Annotated in this window: 14 protein-coding genes; 4 read left to right on the top strand and 10 right to left on the bottom strand. The window is 69.0% G+C overall.

Going from position 1 to position 21,747, the window contains the following annotated elements; genetic code table 11:
* The first annotated feature begins 3 nt into the window (after window positions 1-3).
* Complete coding sequence (locus tag PV646_RS07000) at window positions 4-2,814, top strand: glycohydrolase toxin TNT-related protein (protein WP_500340662.1); 2,811 nt, start codon at window positions 4-6, stop codon at window positions 2,812-2,814.
* Window positions 2,815-2,871: 57 nt separating this feature from the next.
* Here PV646_RS07000 and PV646_RS06995 read toward each other — a convergent pair whose 3' ends face one another.
* Window positions 2,872-3,471, bottom strand: a complete 600-nt coding sequence (locus PV646_RS06995; RefSeq protein WP_500340661.1) for a pentapeptide repeat-containing protein — start codon at window positions 3,469-3,471, stop codon at window positions 2,872-2,874.
* A gap of 95 nt (window positions 3,472-3,566) precedes the next feature.
* Between PV646_RS06995 and PV646_RS06990 the strand changes: the two genes are divergently transcribed.
* Window positions 3,567-4,547, top strand: a complete 981-nt coding sequence (locus PV646_RS06990; RefSeq protein WP_090067175.1) for a malate dehydrogenase — start codon at window positions 3,567-3,569, stop codon at window positions 4,545-4,547.
* Between the two features lie 42 nt (window positions 4,548-4,589).
* The gene (locus PV646_RS06985) at window positions 4,590-5,402 is read left to right on the top strand and encodes an inositol monophosphatase family protein (protein ID WP_500340660.1); all 813 of its coding nucleotides are present in this window, start codon (window positions 4,590-4,592) and stop codon (window positions 5,400-5,402) included.
* On the opposite strand, the gene PV646_RS06980 is transcribed toward PV646_RS06985, so the two are convergent.
* The gene (locus PV646_RS06980; protein WP_189154448.1) at window positions 5,399-5,590 is read right to left on the bottom strand and encodes a DUF1918 domain-containing protein; all 192 of its coding nucleotides are present in this window, start codon (window positions 5,588-5,590) and stop codon (window positions 5,399-5,401) included. The two genes, PV646_RS06985 and PV646_RS06980, sit on opposite strands and share 4 nt — an antisense overlap.
* A 193-nt stretch (window positions 5,591-5,783) precedes the next feature.
* Between PV646_RS06980 and tnpB the strand changes: the two genes are divergently transcribed.
* Window positions 5,784-7,154, top strand: a complete 1,371-nt coding sequence (gene tnpB, locus PV646_RS06975; RefSeq protein WP_500340659.1) for an IS607 family element RNA-guided endonuclease TnpB — start codon at window positions 5,784-5,786, stop codon at window positions 7,152-7,154.
* Window positions 7,155-7,202: 48 nt separating this feature from the next.
* Here tnpB and PV646_RS06970 read toward each other — a convergent pair whose 3' ends face one another.
* The 8 genes from PV646_RS06970 to PV646_RS06935 form a co-directional block, all read right to left on the bottom strand.
* Window positions 7,203-7,550 carry a DUF8711 family protein gene (locus PV646_RS06970; protein WP_500340658.1) on the bottom strand — a complete coding sequence of 116 codons (348 nt, stop codon included), beginning with the start codon at window positions 7,548-7,550 and terminating at the stop codon, window positions 7,203-7,205.
* Between the two features lie 45 nt (window positions 7,551-7,595).
* Window positions 7,596-8,567 carry an ABC transporter ATP-binding protein gene (locus PV646_RS06965; RefSeq protein WP_500340657.1) on the bottom strand — a complete coding sequence of 324 codons (972 nt, stop codon included), beginning with the start codon at window positions 8,565-8,567 and terminating at the stop codon, window positions 7,596-7,598.
* Complete coding sequence (locus PV646_RS06960) at window positions 8,564-9,361, bottom strand: ABC transporter permease (protein ID WP_500340656.1); 798 nt, start codon at window positions 9,359-9,361, stop codon at window positions 8,564-8,566. The genes PV646_RS06965 and PV646_RS06960 overlap by 4 nt, the downstream gene beginning before the upstream one ends.
* Window positions 9,354-10,064 (bottom strand): ABC transporter permease, encoded by a 711-nt coding sequence (locus PV646_RS06955; RefSeq protein WP_500340655.1) that lies wholly within the window; start codon window positions 10,062-10,064, stop codon window positions 9,354-9,356. The genes PV646_RS06960 and PV646_RS06955 overlap by 8 nt, the downstream gene beginning before the upstream one ends.
* Before the next feature lie 110 nt (window positions 10,065-10,174).
* Window positions 10,175-10,678 (bottom strand): hypothetical protein, encoded by a 504-nt coding sequence (locus tag PV646_RS06950; RefSeq protein WP_500340654.1) that lies wholly within the window; start codon window positions 10,676-10,678, stop codon window positions 10,175-10,177.
* A 34-nt stretch (window positions 10,679-10,712) separates the two neighbouring features.
* On the bottom strand, window positions 10,713-12,089 hold the full coding sequence (locus PV646_RS06945) for a serine/threonine-protein kinase (protein ID WP_500340653.1): 1,377 nt from the start codon (window positions 12,087-12,089) through the stop codon (window positions 10,713-10,715).
* A 75-nt stretch (window positions 12,090-12,164) separates the two neighbouring features.
* The gene (locus PV646_RS06940; protein WP_500340652.1) at window positions 12,165-12,407 is read right to left on the bottom strand and encodes a hypothetical protein; all 243 of its coding nucleotides are present in this window, start codon (window positions 12,405-12,407) and stop codon (window positions 12,165-12,167) included.
* Window positions 12,404-21,715 carry a LamG-like jellyroll fold domain-containing protein gene (locus PV646_RS06935; RefSeq protein WP_500340651.1) on the bottom strand — a complete coding sequence of 3,104 codons (9,312 nt, stop codon included), beginning with the start codon at window positions 21,713-21,715 and terminating at the stop codon, window positions 12,404-12,406. Before PV646_RS06935 ends, PV646_RS06940 begins: the two co-directional genes overlap by 4 nt.
* Between the last annotated feature and the right edge of the window lie 32 nt (window positions 21,716-21,747).

Raw genomic sequence — 21,747 nt, 5'->3', positions numbered from 1 at the left:
GGCGTGTCCGAGCCGAAGCCGTTGAACCCTACCGAGCAGGACGCTCTGGTTAAGCAGATCGGCCTGACTCTGATGCGGGCCGCACCAGAGGACTGGCGCAGTGTGATCGCGCAGTACCGCGCCACCGGCCGGTACTTCGAGCTGGAGGCCGAACTCCGGCTGCAGGACGGATCCAAGCGCGCGTGGGCCGTGCCCCAGGAGGCGGCCTCGCTGTTCGCGCGGCTGCGGGCCGGCATGCACCGCGAGGGCCGGGGCAGCTGGACCAACGCCAAGTACCAGCTCGATCACCCCTCCAGCTACAACCTCGACTTCGACCGCGCGGAGCCGAGCTGGCAGACCCCGCCGCCGCAGCAGGCCTACGTCGACGAGATGAGGTTCTTCCCGCGCGTCGAGGAGAACATCCCGGACTGGCTGCGCCGCAGGCTGAACCCGCCGACGCCGGCGTTCCGCACGGTCCGCGTCTTCGACGGCGCCGGACCGAACGGTCGTCCTTCGGTCAACCGCCCGCCGGTGCCGGAGCCCGAGGTCGCGCCGCTGCTCACGTACCTGTCGAACGCGCCGGTCGCCGTGGCCGGGCGAGGCTTCGACAACGACGTGCTGCACCCGGACGCGCCCCCGGTCGTGCCGTCCGGATTCCAGACGGACGGCGCGTGGATCTGGCCCGCCGGAGTCTCGTACTACCTGCGCAAGTACGGCGTGCCGCCCGAGCCGGAGCTGGTCGAACGGGCGCGTGCCGCCGGGTTCGGCCTGCCCGAGGTGAGCGAGGAGTCGAGGCTCGCCGCCGCCGCGAGCCTGGGCGCCCCCGCCGCGCCTCCCGGCACCGTCGTGCCGACGCCGGTCGAGCCCGAACCGGAGCCGGAGCCCGAACCCGCCGCGGACGCGACGCAGTTCGTCGCCGCCCCGAAGTTCGACTCGGCTCCGAAGTTCGACTCGGCCCCCAGGTTCGACGCCGCACCCCAGTTCGACTCGGCGCCGAAGTTCGAAGCCGCCGCTCCGAAGTTCGACTCGGCTTCCCAGTTCGAGTCCGCTCCGAAGTTCGAGGCCACGAAGTTCGAGGCCGAGGACGAGCAGGAGGAGTACGACTTCGAGCCGATGTACCCCGAGCCGCGCGCGGCCGAGGTCACGGCCGAGCAGCCGCAGTTCGCGCCGGAGCCACTGCCGGTCCGCGACGATCTCGGCGAGACGCTCGCGGTGGCCACGCCCCCGTTGTCCGGTGACGGTCCTCCGTACCGGGTGGTCTTCGACTCCGACGGCGTGCCCGACACGGTCGCCGACCGGACCCTGCGCGACACGTACGGCGCGGGCATGGACCTCTTCGCGCCGCACCCGAGCGATCTCGCGGAGCCCGAGGCACCGGAACCCGTCCGGCCACCCGCGCCCGTGCGGGAGAGCGCACCGGAGATCGTCCGGCAGCCCGTCCGCGAGGTCGTTCCCGAGCCGGTCGAGGAGTTCGTCGCCGAAAACTCGAACGAAACGGCCGCCGAGGACGAACACGAAGACGTGGACGTTCCCGAGGAACCCGAGATCCCCACCGCAGGGCCCGACGAGCCCGAGCTTCTCACGCACCACCGCGACACCGAGCTCACCGACCACCTCGACGCCGAGACCGAGGAACGTCCGCGCGACGCCATGCAGGACACGATGGCGTGGAGCCCGGTCCTGGACGAACCGCTGGAGAGCGCGGCCGAGGTCACCGAGGAGCACCCGGTCGTCGCGGTGACCGAGGACGAGCCCGACCTCGCCGCCGAGGAGGAGATCGAGTCCACGACGTCGTTCGAGGCGCAGCTCGACTCGCACTTCGAACCGGAGCAGGAGCCCGAACCCGAGCCCCTGCCCGTGGTCACGGCTCCCGCGCCGACGCGGTCCGAGGAGACGACCCAGTTCGACGCGGCGCTGTTCAACGAACCGGAACCGGAGCCCGAGCCGGAACCGGAGCCCGAGCCGGTCAAGCCGCCGAGGCAGGTCACCCCGGAGGAGGACCGCGAGCTGGCGGGCACCCGCCGCGCGCTGGACGACCTCAACGTGCCGCACGGTGTGTTCCGGATCGGCGGCGAACCCGCCGACCGCACCTGGACGCTGCGCCTCGACGGCGACAGCTGGGAGGTCAGCTGGTTCGACCACGGCCCGAAGAACCCGGTGCGGTTCGACAAGGTCGAGGACGCGTCGGCGTACCTGATCGGCAGGCTGGTGCTGGGCAACTTCCGCACGGTCCCGCCGCGGGCGCCCCAGCCGCCGCAGCGGCCGATGACGAACGGCTTCCGCGAGGAGCCTCGCCGTCCCGTGCCGCCGCAGCGCCCGCCGATGCCTCCGCAGCAGGCGCCGACGCAGGTGCAGCAGGCTCCGCCGATGCCTTCCCCGGCAGCCGCGCCGACCCAGGTGCAGCCGGTTCCGCCGCCCGCACCGCAGCAGGCCCCGGCCCCTTCGCCGGTCGCCGCCGCGGTGGCGCAGGAGGAACCGTCGAAGCGGAAGTTCCCGATCTCGCCGCTCGCGGGCGAGCCGCCGCTGACCCTGTTCCGCCACAAGCAGATGTTCGAGCTGCCGGCGGGCACCGAGGTCGACCGCTACGGCGACCAGACCGGCAACCTCGTCTACGTGGCGGGCACGCCGTTCCCGGAACGCAGCCTCGTGCCGTCGTGGATCAACCGCCCGTACCGCGTGTACCGGTTGCGCCGCCCGCTCGAGGTGCTGACCGGCGTGGCCGTGCCGTGGTTCGAGCAGCCGGGCGGCGGCACCGCCTACCTGCTGCCGAAGTCCGTTGAAGAGATGGTCGCGGACGGTGTCCTCGTGGAGATCACGGGATCGAACGACAAGTAGTGGCATGACGACGGCCCCGGACGAAGAGTCCGGGGCCGTTGCCGTGTCCGGTGCGGGTCAGCTGACGACCAGCCCGTAGGCCGCCGCGAAGGCGATCGCCTGCTCGACGTCGATCAGGGCTCCGGCGAGCTTGGCCTGCCGCAGCCCGTTCGCGTCCACCTTCGCCCCGCGCAGGTCCGCGCCCTCGAGTTTCGCGTCGAGCAGCCGCGCGCCCATCAGGTCCGCCTGGCTCAGGTCGGTGTTGCGCAGGTCGGCCTCGCTGAGGTTCGTCTCGCGGAACCGCTGGCCGGCGAGCTTCAGGTCGTACAGCGGCGCCCTCACGAACGACGCCAGGGTGAAGTCCACCTCGGTGAAGGTGACGGGCCGCAGCACGCAGTCGACGAAGTTCGATCCCATGAGGCTGCACGAGTCGAAGCTCGACCGGGTCAGGACCGTGCGGTCGAAGGTGCACTGCCGGAACGCCGTCGCCTGGTGCCTCGACTCGCCGAGATCCGTACGGGTGAAGTCGCAACGGGTGAACGTGCACCCCGTCGTCACGAGCTCGCGGAGATCGGCCTCGGTGAAGTCGCAGTCGGTGAAAGACCGCTTCTCCCAGTGCTGACCCGGCAGGTTTGCGTCGGCGTAGTCCTCGCCGATCTCTTCGTCGGGGTTGTCCACTCTCACACTCTGCCATTGGCCACGTGTTGGTAACGTGCGGGACGCCGGGCGACCTGCCCGACGTCAACGAGGACGATCGTCATTCGGGAAGGCTCATGACCCGCACGCCCGTGAACGTCACTGTCACCGGTGCAGCCGGCCAGATCGGCTACGCACTTCTCTTCCGCATCGCTTCCGGCCACCTGCTCGGCCCGGACACCCCGGTCAACCTGCGGCTGCTGGAGATCACCCCCGCGCTGAAGGCCGCCGAGGGCACCGCGATGGAGCTCGACGACTGCGCCTTCCCGCTGCTCAAGGGAATCACGATCACCGACGACGCGAAGACCGCGTTCGACGGCGTGAACGTGGCCCTGCTCGTCGGCGCCCGCCCCCGCACCAAGGGCATGGAGCGCGGCGACCTGCTCGAGGCCAACGGTGGCATCTTCAAGCCGCAGGGCGAGGCGATCAACGCCGGTGCCGCTGACGACGTGAAGGTCCTCGTGGTCGGCAACCCGGCCAACACCAACGCCCTCATCGCCCAGCAGCACGCGCCGGACGTCCCGCGCGAGCGCTTCACCGCGATGACGCGCCTGGACCACAACCGCGCCCTGTCGCAGCTCGCCAAGAAGCTGGGCGTCGCGGTCACCGACATCCAGAACATGACGATCTGGGGCAACCACTCGGCCACCCAGTACCCGGACCTGTTCCACGCCAAGGTCGGCGACAAGACCGCCGCCGAGGCCGTGAACGACCAGGCGTGGCTGGAGAACGACTTCATCCCGACCGTCGCGAAGCGCGGTGCGGCGATCATCGAGGCCCGTGGCGCGTCGTCGGCCGCGTCGGCCGCGAACGCCGCCATCGACCACGTCTACGACTGGGTCAACGGCACCGAGTGGACCTCGATGGCCATCCCGTCGGACGGTTCGTACGGCGTGCCCGAGGGCATCATCTCCTCGTTCCCCGTCCGCACCTCGGGTGGCTCGTACGAGATCATCCAGGGCCTGGAGATCGACGAGTTCTCGCGCGGCCGCATCGACGCCTCGGTCGCCGAGCTCGTCGAGGAGCGCGACGCGGTCAAGGGCCTCGGCCTGATCTGATCCTGGGCACTGATCTGAGTTTTCCGTGGCAGTGTGGGGGACGTGCTGATTCCTTGGGACGTCCCCCAGCCACAGCTCTCCGATGACGTGCACCCCGCGCTCGCCGACGCCGCCCGTGCGGCGTCGGCGGCGTACGGGCGTGCCCGATCTCTGCACACGCGCCTCGAACTCCGCGAAGAAGTGGCGGACGGCGCAGACGGAACACCGACGATGCGCGTCGACCGCATCGTCGAGGACGCGATCCTGGAGTCCATCCACCGCAATCGCGTGAACCTTCTTTCCGAGGAAGCCGGGTACGTCGACAACGGCTCCTCGATCACCCTCGTCATCGACCCGGTCGACGGGTCCGCGAACGCCGCGTTCGGCGTCCCTCTCTCGTGCTTCGCCGGTGCGCTCGTAGAGGACGGCACGGCAAAAGAAGCTCTGACGACGTGGTTCGACACGGGCCGTGCGTGGCATGCGCGCGCAGGAGTGCCGACGTCGTTCCGCACCACCGGGCGCACGACGTTGAAGGGCGCATCCGTGTGTCTGATGCGCCCCAAGACAGGCACTCAGGACGCGTGGCTGCGCATCGCGAACAAGGCTGACCGCATCCGTGTGCTGTGCACGACCTGCCTGGAGACCATGCTGGTCGCGGAGGGCACGGTCGACGCGTTCATCGACCCGGGCAGCGACACACACCGGATCATGGACCTCGCGACGGCGCTGGTCACCGTGCCGGCCGCGGGTGGTGTGCTGGTCGACCTGCACGGGCGGCCGTTCACGTTCGAGCCCGACCTGACCCACCGGTGGTCAGGCGTGGCGGCAGCGACTCCCCAGCTGGCCGAGGAGCTGATCGCGACCGTGCTCGGTTAGACGCTTCCGCGCGACTCGACGACGCAGTCGGGTCCGGGGAACACCAGACCTTCGTGGCCGTCGTTGAAGCGGACGAGGTACGGCGGATGCCCGTCGTTCCCGCGCACTTCGAGGATTTCGCCCAGGCGCTCCTCGAGTCCGATGGAGCGGCTGTGGACGTGGAGCCTGTCACCCACTGTTGCTTGCATGGTGCTGCAACACCTCCGGTGTGCGGCGTGAGGCCTTGGCACGATGAACGCGTCAAAGCCTAAGCCGCTACCGGAGGTGCGCAACAGGGCTCAAGGTAACTGTTGGGTGGAACGTGTGTGAGTGCGGACAGGCGTATGTGTCGGCGCGCTGCGGGCTGGGACTGTCAGTGTCGTCCGCTACCGTGACGGTGAAATGATCACGGTGATCCAGGCTTATCAGTTCGCGCTCGATCCGACTGCAGGACAGCGGCCGGTCTTGCGGTCGCACTGTGGTGGGCAGCGTTACGCCTTCAACTGGGGCTTGGCGCGGATCAAGGCGAACCTGGATCAGCGTGCCGCAGAGAAGACCTACGACCTCCCCGACGATCAGCTCACACCATCGGTGTCCTGGTCGGCCTACAGCCTGCGCAAGGACTGGAATCAGGCCAAGGACGGGGTCGCGCCGTGGTGGGGTGAGAACTCCAAAGAGGCGTACTCGTCGGGGCTGGCCAACCTCGCCACGGCGCTGGCGAACTGGCGGGATTCCCGCATCGGCAGGCGGCGTGGCCCCGTTGTGCGGTTTCCGCGGTTCAAGGGAAAGCGGGCCGGGGCGTCGTGCCGGTTCACCACAGGCGCGTTTGGCCTCATGCACGATCGGCGGCACGTGAAGCTGCCCCGCATCGGTGTGGTGCGCACGCACGAGTCCACCCGCAAGCTGGCCCGCCATGTGGAGCGCGGTACGGCTCGTATCCGCTCGGCCACGGTCTCGTATCGGTCCGGGCGCTGGTTCTGCGCGTTCTCGGTGGAGATCACCCGCGCTGACCCGGCGCTCACACGATCCGGCACGGCGGTGGGCGTGGATCTCGGAGTTGCATCTCTCGCGGTGTTGTCCACCGGTGAGATCGTCCCCAACCCGATGCACCTGGAAGACGCGCAGCGGGAATTGCGCCGCCTCCAGCGCCAGGTCGCTCGGCGTGCCGGTCCCGACAGGCGCACCGGCCGGGTTCCCTCGAACCGGTGGCGCAAGACGCAGGCCCGTATCGCGCGGCTGCACGCGCGTATCGCGAACACACGCCGGGACGGGCTGCACAAGCTCACCACTCGCCTGGTCCGCAGGTTCGGCACGGTCGTGCTGGAAGACCTGCACGTGGCCGGGATGATGCGCAATCGCCGTCTGGCTCGCCGAATTGCGGGTGTGGGCATGGGTGAGTTGCGGCGGCAGGTCGGCTACAAGACAGCGTGGGGTGGTGTCCGGCTGGTCATCGCCGATCGCTGGTATCCATCCTCGAAGACCTGCTCGGATTGCGGCGCAGTGAAAGCCAAACTGCCGCTGCGCGTCAGGATCTACCACTGCGACGAGTGCGGCGTCATGCTCGATCGTGATCTCAACGCCGCCCGCAATCTCGCCGCACTCATCGGCGAGACGACGGGAAGCACGTCCGCGGCGAGTTGCGCCGGGACGCTAAACAAGCCCGATGGAAACCCATGTCAGACCCACACCGCGTGGGCAGCGGGTACCGCCACGGGAAGGCCCGCACCAGTTGGTGCGGGCCAACGCCGCCGCCGCAAGGCGACGACTGCCTGAATGCGGTGGACTCACGTCCACTTGCGCTTCAGGTAACGGCTCAAGTGCTCATCCGCCGCAGGCCGAGGAGACCTTCGCGACGAGGTCGGCCTTCTGGGTGACCCAGTCCGCCGCGGAACCGACGTTCTGCATGCCGTTCGCGGCCTCTTCGAGAGCCTTCTTGACCTGCTCGTCAGGCGCGGAGTTCGCGAGCGTCTCCAGCTCCTTGGCCTTCGCCTGCGTGTCCTCCAGAGCCTTCTGGGGGTCGCTCATGTCCGGCGAGAAGCCCACCAGCGAGATCGCGTCGGCGCACAGCTTCACCTTGTCCGCGGTGTCGCTGACGCCCTGGATCGTGTCGCACGCCGTCAAGCTGCCCAACGCGATGACAGCCGCGGCAAGCGGTCCAATAAGGCGCATTCGCGCTCCTTCTGCCCGATGTGTCCGTTTGTGTTACCTATGACTCTACCGAGGAACGTTCTGATCGACTTGGCGTTGGTAGAGCTTGCGGATGACGTCGTCGATTTCCGGCTCCACGACGGCGAGGTCGTGGACCTCCACCTGCCGCACCACCTGGGTGATCAACTGTGCCGCCGTCGTCTCCGCTCTCCTGAACGTGAGGTGGTGTCGCAGCCCGTTCGCCTCGCTGCGCACTGCCGTTACTCCAGGGACGTCCGGTGCGGGTCCGGGTTCCCTGAGGTCGATGACGAGCTCGCGGTCGGGCGTGACCTCGGCGCGCAACTCCTCCAGCGGGCCGTCGGCGAGCACGCGGCCGTGGTCGATCACCATCAGCCGCGGGCAGAGCCGTTCGATGTCGTCCAGGTCGTGCGTGGTGAGCAGGAGGGTGGTGCCGCGGCGGGTGTTGATGTCCGCGAGGAACTCCCTGAGGCGTTCCTTCGACTCCAGGTCCAGGCCGATCGTCGGTTCGTCCAGCACGAGGAGTTCCGGCGCGTGCAGGAGAGCGGCGGTGATCTCGCCCCGCATCCGTTGCCCCAGTGAGAGCTGCCGCACCGGGGTGATCAGAAGCTCTTGCAGGCCAAGGAGTTCGACGCACTCGTCGAGCCGCTTCCGGTAGTCCTCCGCCGACACGCGGTAGATGGACTTGAGGAGGTCGAAGCTGTCCTTGAGCGGCAGGTCCCACCAGAGCTGGCTGCGCTGGCCGAACACGACGCCGATGCGTTTCGCGAGATCGCGCCGCTGCTTCGACGGGTCGACGCCGTTGACCAAGATGTCACCGCTGGTCGGCACCAGGATCCCGGTCAGCATCTTGATCGTCGTGGACTTGCCGGCGCCGTTCGGCCCGACGTACCCGACGGCCTCACCGGCCCGCACGTCGAACGTGACCCCGTCGACCGCCGTGACGGTCTTGTAGTTGCGGCGCAGTCCTTTGGACGTGGCGACCTTGAACTCCCTGCGGAGCTCCCTGACCTCGATCATGATCCCGTTCCCCGGTAGTGCCTGACCGCGAACCGCCACACGAACCCGGCGACGACCGCCGCCAGTGCCGCGACGAGCGGTGATGTCCAGCCGACCCAGCCCGGCAGGCCGAGCGGATCCTGCTTCCCGAGCAGCGCGAGGCTCGGGTAGTACGCGACGAACGCCCCCGGCACGATGAACGCCATCAGCCAGCGCAGCGGGGCGGAGTAGACGTTGACCGGGTACGAGGTGAAGGCGCCGCTGCCGTAGGTGAAGGCGTTGGCGAACTCGCGGCCCTCCACGATCCAGAAGCACACCGAGCACGTCACGACCCAGATCGAACTGAAGATGACGGCGCCGGCCAGCGGTGTGGCGACGACCAGCAGGACCTTCGCCGGTGTCCAGCCGACGCTGACGTGTGTCAGCGCGTAGACCATCACGGCGAGCGCGCCGAGGATGCGCCCGACCCTGCGCAGGCGGACGTCCGACACCATGATCTGCGGCAGCGTGCCGAGCGGCCGCATCAGCAGCACGTCGAAGGTGCCGCTGCGGATGTACGTCGGCAGGTTGTCGAGCTGCCCCGCGAAGAGGTCGGCGATGCCGAACGCGATGCCCGCGAACGCGTACATCAGCAGCACCTCGTCCCTGGTGAACCCGCCGAGTGCGCTGATGTGGCCGAACAGCACGAGGATGACGGCCAGCTCGACCCACTGCGCCAGCACCTGCGTGACGAGGTCGAGCGCGAACGAGGCGCGGTAGGACATCTGGCTTCGCAGCCGCGCGCCGACGAGCCTCAGGTAGATGGTGTCAGCCACCCTGGACCACCACCTTGCGCACCGCGCGCTGGAGGACCAGGTGACCGGCCGCGAGCAGCGCCACAGCCCAGAACACCTGGTGGAGCAGGATTCGTGCCGGGTCGCCGTGTCCGAGGAACACGTCGATCGGCGCCTGCATCAACGCGGGGAACGGGGTCATCCACAGGACGTCCCGAGCCCACTCGGGGAAGAACGTGATCGGCACGGTCAGCCCGCACAGCAGCCCGGACGTGACGTTCCAGAACCCGTACAGCCCCCGGTTGTCGAGCAACCAGAACGCGCTGGCGTCGATCAGGAAGCGGCACGCGAAGCTGATGACCAGCGAGATGACCGCGCTGACCAGGAACAGCGGCCACTGCGCCAGGCCTGTCGGGAACTGGAAGGGGAACAGCAGCATGCCGAACACCATCGGCGGCGCGAGCCTGGTCAGGAACGCGAACCCGCCGCGGCCGAGGTCCTGCGCGAGCATGGCGCTCTGCAGGTGCCACGGCCGGTACAGGTCGACGACGACGTCACCGGATCGCACGCGCTCGGCGAGCTCGTTGGTCCCCCACAGGAGGATGAACCCGAGCAGCCCCTGCCCGATCCAGACGTACGTGTTGGTGGCAGCGATGTCGTAGTCCGCGATCTCGCCGTTCGCCGCTGTGAGAGCAGCGGCGAGCACGGCGACCCGCAGCAGGCCGAAGACCACGTTCGCGGTCATTCCGGCCAGCATCGCTTGTCGGTAGGTCGAGTACCTTCGGAATCCAGCAATGATCAAATCGGCGTGAACACGCACGTCGATCTACATTAGTGACCGTCGCAAGTGGATTTTCAGTTGATCCGCACGGAGGACTCGCGGTCGGGTCCGGGGATGTCGAAGCGCGAGCCGCCCCTCGGCCGGTCACCGGGGTAGTTCTCGGTCTCCCCGAAGCCGCCGGGGCAGATGCCGAGCCCCGGCACCGCCTCCCAGTTCCCGCCCGCGGAGAAGTGAGTGGCGCTGGCCCAGCCCCAGGACCCGTTGTCGCCCAGGGTGTAGGCGAACCAGTCGTTCTTGATCGGCCCGTACTCCAACTTGATCACCCACTTCCTCTGGCAGACGAACCAGCTGTTGCCCGCGCCGAGCAGACCGGTGGTGTTGTCGCGGCCGACGAACCTCCCGGAGCCGTACATCGACCACAGGTGGTTGGAGCGCCAGAGGTTGCAGGTGTAGGTCGTTCCGTAGCCGGCCCGCCCGGCCGACTGGTAGCAGCTGCCGGCCGCCTGCGCCGCCGGGGCGCTCACCACCAGCGAACCCGCGACGGCAAGGCATGCGACAAGGGCGCGAAGCTTCTTCATGATTCCCCCCAGGGAGTTGTCGGGGGGATCATAGTCAGCTGCCGAACGCGCTGGTCACCACTTCGCCGGCACCAGGCTCGGCACCGAAGCACAGGAAGTAGTTGCGGTTGCCGTCCGCGTACCCGACGGCAGCCATTTCCCAGCCGGTGGTGTCGACGGTCGGGCGCGTGTTCGCCTTCATCAGCTCAGGCGTGCAGATGTTCTTCACCTCCGCGGAGTTCAGCAGTTCCTCCGACGCGACCGCCGGAATCTCCCCGGACAGCCAGCCACCTCCGAACGCCTCCCAGTAGTGCTCGTCCGCACAGCTGCCGACCTTGCGCGCCGTGGCCGGCTTGCCGCCCACTTCGTTGATCCCGCGGAAGCAGGTCGACTTGTCGACGCAGAACTTGTCGTCGCACTTCTTGAGGAACGGCGGCACGGTCTCGGTGTCGCCCTGCTGCGCCGTCGACGGTCCAGCTCCCTGGGCGGTCGACTGTTCCCTGCCCCCGAAGGGATTCCACACGAGCACTCCCGCCACGATCACGGCGGAGAGCCCGGCCGCGGCGGCGACCAGCGGCCACGTCTTGCGCTTGGGGGGAGGAGTGACCGGCACTGTCTGCTGCCGCATCGGGTCGGTCAGCTCGTCACGCAGTTGCGCGGCACTGGGCGTGCGCAGGTTCGCGTCGGGGTGCAGCGCCCTCGCCAGGGTCTCGTGCAACGCCGGCGGCACCCCGTTGACCGCCGTGATGGGCCGGCGCAGGATCTCGCCGAGCTGGTCGAACGACGTGATCGGCCACGGCACCGGCCGCGGCGGCTTGCCCGCGAGCAACGTGTAGAGCGTCGCGGCGAGCGAGTAGACGTCGGCCTGAGGCGTCGGCTCGGCCATCGCGAACGCCTCGGGCGGCGCGTAGCTGGGGCTCAGGGCGTCCCGCGTGACCGTGCTGCCGCCTTGAGCGTCGAGCAGCGCCGCGAGCCCGAAGTCGGCGAGCTTGGGCGTCCCGTACCGGTCGACGAGGATGTTGGCGGGCTTGATGTCCCGGTGCAGCACACCTTCCCGGTGCGCCGCGGCCAGCGCGTCCGCGAGCTTGATGCCGAGGTCCCGAACCTGCTCGGGGTGCAACGACCCCTGCCGGTCGAGCTGGTCGGCGAGCGACCCGCCCGTGCACAGCTCCATGACGATGTAGGGCGTGCCGCGGCCGGTGATGTTCGCGTCGTGCACCCCGACGACGTGCGGATGCCCGCTCAGCTTGGCCGCCGCCTGCGCCTCGCGCAGGAACCGCCGCCGGTCCCGTTCGTCGACCAGCACGCGGTTGTCGATCTTGACCGCCACGTCCCGGCCGAGTTGGGCCTGGTGGGCGGTGTAGACGGTGGCGAACCCGCCTGCGCCCAACGGTCTCAGTTCGGTCAGGCCGGGGATGTGGGGTGCGGTCACGGGCGCACTTTAGGCGATGCCACCGACAAAACGAGAAGGCCGGGGACTCACGTCCCCGGCCTTCCGCGTCGTCACTCAGAACCGGCGGGCTCGATGCATCGCGAGGACTGCCGCGGCTATCGGCCGCGGGTCGCCGACGTCGGGCGCGTCGGACGACGGATCCATGACGGTGAGCGACGGTGTGCTGCTCACCACCTCGATGCCGTGCCGTTCCTGGACCTCGCAGACGTAGCGAAGACGACCGGTCCCGGAGTCGAACAACAACTCGTAGGTTCCGTCCGGCAGCGCACTGATCTGGGCCAGTCGCGGGTCTGTCATCGGAAGATCCCTCCTGCCACGTACTTGCTGATCCAGTCGGAGTCGACGACGTAGGTCACCCCGGGATCCGGGTCTCGGATCAGCACGCCGCCATTCTCCAGTGGCTCGCTGACCACGAAGTGGCCGGCTCGCCTGCCGGATGCCCACAGCAAGAGGATCGCCTGGGGAGCGTTGGTCGCGACGAGGACGGCCTGCTCCGGGCCGGGGAAGGCGCCGCCGATCCACTGAGGGTCGGCACCTCGTCTGTTCAACGCTCCGGTCAGCTGCTCGATGCTGACCCACTCACCGATGTCGTCCAGGAATTCGGCCTCCGTGACCGCGCCTCCGGTGACCATTTCACCGCAGGCGGAACCACATGATCCCGGTCGCGACTGGGACACTGCTCCACCGATCGTCACCCCGGTGTCCGGCACCCAGGGACCCGACTTGCCGGACCCTGCGCGAATCGACGTAGGTGCGAGTTCCGACACCGCGCCGACGGTCCTCTTGAGCAGCTTCCCCGCGGTCGCAGCGATCCCGGCCACCGGCACCATCGCCGCCGCCGACAACCCGGCCTCGAGCCACCGCCCCTGAATCGCGTACAGCGCCGCGTTCAACCCGTCGAAGATCTCCCCGACACCGGGCACCACTCCGAGCAGGTCGAAGTACAGGTGCCAGAACTCGCCGGGGTTCGCCTGGTAGTCCTTGAACGCCTTCTGGATCTGCGCGAAGAAGATGTTGCCGGTCTCGCGCCTCGGCTCGTTCAACTCCGACGAACCGGTGACCTCGATGACGTTGTCCATCAGCAGGATCTCGGCGCGCGTGATCGACTGTTCGATCTTCTGGTAGGTCATCGCCACGCCGCTGACCGGGTCGACCTGGTCGGCGAACTGCTGTGACGGGGTTTCCGGCGTCGACGACACCGGTGGGTCGTAGGAGTCGCCGTAGAGCGGCTGGCCCAGTGCGGACGGGATCGGGATCGGGTTCTGCATGGCCGCGCGGCGGTTCTCCGCGCGGGCCGCGATCGCGGGGTCCGGTGGCGGCTGGTAGTTGTAGCCGTTGGGCTTGGCGGGGTTGCGCCCGCCCGGCTCGGTGCTGCCGTCGCCCGAACCGCCGATGCACCCGCTGCCACCGCCGCCACCGTCGAACGACACCAGCTTGGCCGGGTCGCGGCCGGGGCCGCCGCACGCGACGTCGCAGCCACCGCCGCCACCGAAGGCCTTGAGTGCCGTGCAGTCGTCACCGCCCTGACTGCGGCCCTGGTCGTGGTTGTCGTAGAACGGCGGTGACGGCTTGCCGTGCTGGAACTCCGGGTCGTCGTCCCAGGTGCAGTACGGGTAGGGGCGCGGGTAGTCGCAGGTGACGCCTCCCGGGCGCATGCCGCTCGGGTCGACGAAGTTCGTCGGTGCGCCCGCTCCGTAGTTGTAGCGGTGCGCCATCGGTGACGGGTTCGCCGGCAGTGCCGCCGAGTCACGACTGCTGAACGCACCGCGCGCCGGGTCGTACCAGCGCGCCGACATGTTGACCTGGTCGGTGTCCGGGTCCGTCCAGTCGCCCTGGTACCCGAGCGGCCGCTTCGTCCCGCTCACGATCTTGCCGAACGGGTCGTAGGAGGTCGTGTCCGTCAGCGAACCGGTGGCCGGGTCCAGCGAACCGACCACGTCGGACCGGGTGTTGGTCACCGCGAGCCGCTTGGAGCCGTTCTGCTGCACGGCGAGCAGGTCGGCTCCCGGTCCGCGGCTGAAGGTCGACGAGCCGTCGGACGCCAGGTGGTTGCCGGCCCCGGAGTAGGCGAACGTCGTCGCGTTGCGCTTGACCACCCGGTCGAGGCCGTCGTACGAGTACGCGGCCGCGCCCTGGGAGATCAGGCGGTTGAACGCGTCGAACTTCGACTGCTGCGATCCCTTCGACACCGTCGTGCCGCGGGCGGAGTAGACGTACGAGTCCGTCCCGTCCGACAGCAGGCGGTTGCGTTCGTCGTAGGTCGCCGTCTTGCCCGCCGCGGACGTGCGGTTGCCCGCCGCGTCCCAGCCGTAGGCCGTCTCGACCCCGTCGGACTTCCACGAGGTCAACCGGCCCAGCGCGTCGTAGCCGTACTCCTGGAGCGCGGGTCCGGCGAAACCGGCCGAGGTGGCCGACTTGAGCTGGTTCGCGGTGTCGTAGGCGTACGTCTTCGTCGCACCGGCGACCTTGTCGGTCTTCAGTCGGCCGAAGTCGTCGTACTCGTACTCGCGCTTGCGGCCGGCGCCGTAGTCCAGCGACTTGAGCTGACCCACCTCGTTGTAGGCCGCGACCTGCAACGCACCGGTCAACGCGTCCTGGACACTGCCCAGCCGGCCGTTGGAGTAGGTGTAGGTCGAGGCACCGGAGGCGTCCGAACGCGAGGTCAGGCGGCCGTCGGAGTCGTAGCCGAACGACGACGCGCCGGACGGCCCCGCGGTGGTCAGCAGGCCGCCGCGGTCGTTGTGGGTGAAGGTGTTCGTGCCACCGGGAGCCGACACGGACGTGACCCGGCCGAGCACGTCGTAGGCCGTGACGCGGTCGACGGTCGAGGCTTCCGCTCCCGAACCGGTCTCCTTGGTCAGCTGACCACGCAGGTCGAACGTGCGCTCACGCGTCACGCCGCCGGGAGCGACCGAGCGAACTGCCAGACCACCAGTGTCGTACGAGGTCGTCCACGTGCGGTCCGCGACGGCGGGGTGCGCCGCGGTCGACGGTTCGACCGTCTTCTCCGGCAGGCCGAGCGAGTTGAAGGTGCTGTAGGTCGAGATCTGCTTTCCGTTGGTGTAGCGGGTGATGTTCCCGGCCGCGTCGTAGCCGAAGCTGGTCGTGACCGACGACGGTTCCGTTTGCTGGGTGAGGCGGCTCAGGGCGTCGTAGGTGAACGCCGTGGTGCGGTTGAGCGTGTCGCGGGTCGTCTCCACGTTGCCCGCGGCGTCGTAGGTGACGGACGAGCGGCGCAGTAACTGGCCCGCCGGGCTGAGGTCGACCGAACTCGTGGCGCGGCCTGCCAGGTCGTAGTTGGTGCGGTTGGAACGGCCCAGCGCGTCCTTCACCGTGGCGGGACGGCCCGCCCGGTCGTAGCCGTAGTGCGTGGGCACGCCGGCGGGGTCGACCACCTTGGTCAGCGCGCCGACCGCGTCGTAGCTGAAGGTCGACTTGGAACCGCCGGGGGACGACGTCTCCAGCAGGTCGCCGGAGTCGGAGTACTTGAACCGGCTCGTGAACGTGCCCGCCTGCGGCTTGCGTTCCAGCTGCGTCGAGGTGACCAGGCGGCCGAGGTCGTCGTAGGTGCGTTCGGCACGCGCGCCGTCCGCGTTGACCACGGACAGCAGCTCACCGACACGGGTGTAGGTGTACGCCGAGCTCCCGAGCGAGGCACCCGGCGTGACGGGATCCGGGTGCTCGACCCCGACGACGCGGTTCATCTGGTCGTACTTCATCCGCGTCACTGCACCGCGTGCGTCGGTGACGGCGGCGAGGTTTCCCGCGCCGTCGTAGTCGCGGTGCATCAGGCGAGGCGTGATCGCCGAGGTGGAACCCGGTGGCGTGTAGGAAGGAGCGAACGCGTCGACCAGCCTGCCGAGCTTGTCGAACGTCGCGCGGGTCGTTTTCCCGTTCACGTCAACGGATTCGGTCCCCTGACCGAACGTGTTGTAGCCGAACTTCGTCTCCGGACGGGTGCGCACGGCCGCACTGCCGTCCCCGGACTCGACCGAGACCTCCGGCGCCTTCGTGCCGATGACCCGGCCGAGCACGTCGTAGCTGATCTCCGCGGTGGTCGTGGCGCCACGCGGGTCGTACACCGAGGTGAGCTGGTTCTGCGCGTTGTAGCCGCGCGTGGTGGTCAGCCACCTGCCCTCCAGCCACACGCGTTCGGACGTCTGGCGTCCGAACGCGTCGTGACCGAACTCGACGGTCTCCGCGTCGACCGGCGAGAACTCGGAACCGGTGTTGGACTCGTTGCCGGTGCGGACGACCTTCGTGACGTTGCCGTTGAGGTCGTACGAGAGCACCGAACGCCGGCGCAGCCCGTCCGGGTCCGCGGTCGTGGCGGTGATCCTGCCGACGGCGTCGTACTCGGTGGTGGTGACCCGGTTGCCGGTGCCGACGACCTTGGTCGTGTTGCCGGCGTTGTCGTAGCTGAAGTCGGCGAGCACGATGTCGCGCGTGCTGCCGTTCTCGTTGCGGAAGCCCTTCGCGTAGGTCTGCTTCAGCAGGCCGTCGCTGTAGTAGCGGTAGCCGGTCTTGCGTCCCATCGCGTCGGTCTGCGACACGAGCTCACCGGCGAGGTCGTACCCGAACGCCGCGACGACGAGGTAGTCGTCCTGGGCGACGGGTCTCGTCTCCTCGTCCGGCTGGGCAGGTTTCCACTGGTCACGCCAGCCGCGCAGACGCACCTCGGAAACCATGTTGCGGGCGGTGTAGGCGTACTCGTACTTCACGCCGTCCACGCCGACGGTCCAGGTGCGGTTGCCGTAGCTGTCGAAACCGAAGCGGGTCTCACGGTTCTCCGCGTCCACCACCCGGCGCACGCGGTTGCGGTCGTCGTACTCGGTCGTGGTGATCCGTTCCGCGTCACCACCGGTGAGGTCGACGGCCTTGACCATCTCCGGGAAGCCGTCCGCGGTGTACTGGGTCGTCACCTTCAACTGGTGCGAGACGCCGGTGACGACGTTCTTCACCGGGGGTTGCGTCACACTGTCCACTCTGGACAGCTGGTCGTAGGTCGTGACGGAGGTGACGCCGTTCTGGGTGGTGCGTTCCCTGCGGCCCAACGCGTCGTAGGCGTAGGTGGTGACGAGTCCGGTCGGTGAAGTCACCTCGGCGAGGTCACCGGTCGCGTGGTACCGGTACTTCGTCTTGGCGCCCCGCGGGTCCGTGCTCTCCTCGACCAGCCCCGCCGGGGTGTTGCCGCCGCCGACCGCGGGCTCGTTGCCGTCGGTGTAGACGTGCCGCACCACCGCGCCGTCCGGCGTGGTCTGGGTTTCCAGCTCGCCGAGCTGCGTGTAGGTGTAGCCGGTCCGGTACGTGTTGTCGGTCGCGGACGCCGAACGGCCGTCGCGCGAGAAGAGCACCTTGTCGAGCCGCGGATCCGTCAGGTTCGACTCGTCGTTGAAGAACTCGAAGTGCGTCGTGGCGCAGTCCGCGCGCACGTTGCGGCAGGTCGTGCGCGAGACGACGTTGCCGCGCTTGTCGTGCTTGAGCGTGAGCTCGTTGCCGGTCTCGTCGGTGATCGTGCTCTGGAACCCAGCCTCGTCGTACCGGTAGGACCGCGCGCCCTGCATGTCCACCGGGACGAACGAACCGGGGCCGCCACCGATCGGCACGTTGCAGATCTGACCGTCCGGCTGGCTCACGCAGGTGACCGGGGTCGTCGTGGTGGTCGTCGTCGGCAGCGTCGGCCGGTCCTCCGGTCGCGCCTCCATGCCGAGCGGCGCCAGGTAACGCAGTATTCGGCCGCGCAACGGGTCGTACTCGTAGAAGTGCGCGCGGTTTCCGGGATCGATCACCCGGACCGTGCGGATCATCGTCTCCCGGCTGGGCCCGGAGACGATCGGCTCGCTCAGCGTCCACTTGCCGCCGTTGCGGTCGACCAGCGTGTGCATCCGGTCGCGCTGACCGTCGTAGGCGATCTCGGCGGCCACCTTGCCGCTCGGCAGCGTGACCTTGCTGAGCTGGTCGGCGGGGTCGCGCGCGATGCGGTGCGCGTTGACCGACACCTGCCCCAGCGTGTGCTGGTAGATCGCGACCTCGTCGATCTGGCCGGCGAAGTGCCTGCGGACGGTGCCGCCGTACGCGGCCCAGCTGGTCGTGTCGCGCTGCTGGGAGGCACCGACCAGGACGTGCGTGAGCATCGAGTTGTCGATCGTGCCGGTCCGGGAACCGACGAGCGCGCCGTCGAGGTACAGCCACTGCTTGGCGACGGTGCTGGTGAGCACGACGTGGTGCCACTGGTCGTTGTTCACCGCGCCGGTGCTGGTGATCGGGTCCACCGCACCGTGCCAGAACTGGCCGCGCAGCTTGCCGTCCGTGCCGACGTAGAGCACCGGAACTGTGTGGTCCGGCGCCGTGCCGAGTGGGGTGTTCTGCGCCCCCACCAGCGGACCGTTGCCCGCCGTCTTGAACCACAGTTCGACGGTGACCTCGCGGCTCTTCTTGATCGCGCCCTGCGGCAGCGTGACGGCCGAGGTGCTGCCGTTGAACGAGGCCGCCCGGTCCCCGCTGCCCGCGACACCGCTGCCGTCTGCCGTGAGGGTCACGTCGGTGGAGCGGCCGGTGTCCTTGCCGAGGTTGGTCGCGACCTCGCTGCGGACGTCGGTGCCCTGCTGCTCGCGGAACCGCCAGTAACCGTCCGGGCCGCTGTCGACCACCGCGCTGCGGAAGTGCGTGCCCTGCTGGTAGTCGTAGTTCGTGCACTTGTCGAGCGGGTCGCAGACGCGGTCCAGCCGGTCGCCGGTGTAGGTGTAGCGCCACGTCGCGGTCTTGCCGTTCACCGCGCCGGAGGTGACGGTGCCGACGTGGTTGCCGGACCAGGTGAACGTCAGCGTGCGGTTGCTGGTCTTGTTCGTGGCGGTCTTGAGCCTGCCCTGCTCGTAGGTCAGCTCGACCCGGCGGCCTGCGGCGTCCACGGTCTGGCGCAACGTGCCGTCGGCGCCGAACACGTGGGTCGTGTTCGACTTGTCCGTCATCACCCAGCCGCCGCCCGCCTGCGGCACGAGCGTCGCCCACCTGCCCGGTGGCGGGGCGAGCCGGCCGGGCGTCGGCAGGCCCTGCGCGTCGAGGTTCGCGCCGAACCGCACCTGCTGGCCGTCGGGGTGGGTGACCACGACGTTGCCGGAGCCGTCGTCGTCCGGCGTGATCTTCATGTCGTACCGGCTGGACCAGCCGGCGCCGAACGACGCGTCCTCGCGCGGGTCGAGACTGTTGTACGTGCGGTTGACCGACAGCTCGGGGCCGACCGTCGTCACCGTCGCGTCGATCGCCGCGGTCGTGTAGTTGCCGACGTGCGGCGAGAAGTCACCGCCGCTACCGCTGTAGGGCGCGGTGCCGAGGTGCGCGGTGATCTCCGGCTGGGGCACGGCCGTCAGCAGGTCGGCGAACGGGATCTTCAGGCTTTCCTTGCCATCGCTGTCGATGGCGTCGACCCGCCACTTGTAGTCGACGCTCCAGCGGAGCTTGCCCCACGGCACCGTCCAGGTCTGGCTGTCCAGCACACCGGAGTCGAAGCAGTTCTGCTCGTTCTTGTCGCAGATCGTGTACCGGTACCGCAGCGCGCCGCCGCCGGGCGGGGCGTCGACGTCGATCGCCCTGGCCCAGAACGTCGGGGTGAGCGACGGGGACGAGTACCCGTTCGGCGGCCACTGCTCCTGCACCGCGGGCGCGAGGTTCTCCACGCGCAACGTGAGTCCGGCCGGTGGCACCTGCTCGTCGGTGAACATCACGACACCGCGCCGCAGCATCGAGAACTCGTAGCCGTACGTGCCGGGTTCGGTCTTGAGGATGTTCGCGTCGAGGGTGACCGACGCGCCGCGAACCACTCCACCCGCGGGCAGCGGAGCCGACTCGTTCCAGCCGATGTAGTTGCCGCTCGCGCCGAACTGCCGGTACGCGAGCACGAAGTCGTTCGCCGACCAGTCCATCGCGCTGCGGTTGGTGACCGTGATCTTGACCTTGCCACCGTTGGTGCGCGTGACCGGCGGGTCGGGCACCGGGTTCTCGAACTTGTACGCGGCGTCGTAGGGCGAGTGCGTGATCGCGAGGCGCGGCGGGTTCGCGGTGCCGGCGCCGGTGAACTTCTTCCAGCTGCGCGGGTCCGTCTCGGACGCGCGCACGGTGAGGCCGAAGTTCGGCTGCTGCCCGGTCACCCAGCGCTGGACGAGCGCACGGCCGGCCTCGCCGAGCGTCACGAGCTCGGTCGCCGTCGGGCACCGCGACACGGTGGTGCCCGACGCGATCCACCCGTGCGCGAACTCGGCGCTGCCCAGGACGGTGGCGTCGTAGCTCGGGCCGGGGAAGCGGTGACTGCTGTCCGCCGCCCAGCCCTGGGTGACCGCGTGCACCGTGATCGGCGACGTCGCGGAGCAGGACGTGGCGTGGTAGTTGGTGATCGCGAGCTGGGCGCCCAGGATCCGGTGGTCGCGCAGGTCGTTCTGGACGTCGGGGACGTCGATGTAGGAGGCGGCGGTGAACGAGCCGTTGTCCACCACGTGACCGGCCCGCAGCTCGCCTCCACCCTGGCTGAAGCTCGAGCCGTCGCCGTTGCGCTGCACGAACATCGACCGCGACGCGTCCTTGCGGTGCACCGGCGGGTCGACGGTGACCGGGTAGACGCGAGCGGGATCGCGCAGCCACGCGGAGTCGAGGCTGACCTGCAACACCTGCCGGCCGTTCTGGCGCAGCAGTTCGTACCGCACGCCACGCGACTCGGCGGTGGTCCCGGAGGTCTCACCCTTCTTCGAGTCGGCCATGAAACCGTGCGGGATGACGGCGCGTTCGGTGCCGCTCTTGTCCTTGAGGACGACGTCGCCGTTCTTGATCTCGGCGGTCAGACCGGTGAGCGTGAGCGGGAAGCGCCACACGTGCGGAGCGTTCTGGTCGCGCAGGACCAGGAACTCCTTGAAGCCGCCTGCCTCGACCTCGAACCGCACGTCGGAGTGCGGCCGGACGCCCGCGTAGGTGACCGTGCCGCCGGAGGAGACACCGGGTACCGGCGCGGCGTCGGAGAGCCCGAACTCGACCTTGTGATCGGCGTCGAGCTCCAGCTTCGCGAGGACGGGGGCGTCGGCCCTGGCGGCGAACCTGCTGGTGACCGAGTCGGCAGCGCTGCGGAAACCGTTGTCCGCCACCAGGTTCGTGTCGATCGGCTGCCACTTGCCGTTCTGCGCCTTGAAGTGCAGCGGATCCTTGGCGTACTCCGAGGTCAGCGTGCCGTCGGTGTTGCGGAACGTCCTGCTCCGCTCACCGCGCTGCTCCGGCACCTCTTTGCTGGTGGCGGCGTCGAAGCCGGTGACCTTCCGCTGTACGTCGACGACCTTGGCGTCGTTGCGGGGAGGTGGCTGCGTGCCGAGCTTGATCGGCGGGTACTTGGACTGCAGCGTGTCGGCCTTGGCGTTGTTGCGAAGTCCGTTCTCGCCGTCCGCACTGGCGGTGCCCCACTGTTGATCGGGGCCGTGACCTGGCGCTTTCGCGGCCGCCATGCGGGAGAGCTGTTCGGTCAGCACCTGTCCGAGAGCCGGGCTGGAGAGCCCGAGGACGAGCGCGACGACCACTAACGGGATGAGAGCGCGCCGTCTTCCGCGCACGCCGAACTGACGGGCTTTGCCCATGTTTCTTTCCCCCCAGATGGACTTGTGTCCGA

This window comes from Streptomyces sp. ID05-26A (assembly GCF_033794685.1).
Taxonomy (GTDB): Bacteria; Actinomycetota; Actinomycetes; order Mycobacteriales; family Pseudonocardiaceae; genus Lentzea.
Note: the sequence above shows the minus strand (reverse complement) of the source record. Positions and strands in the feature narration are given on the sequence as shown.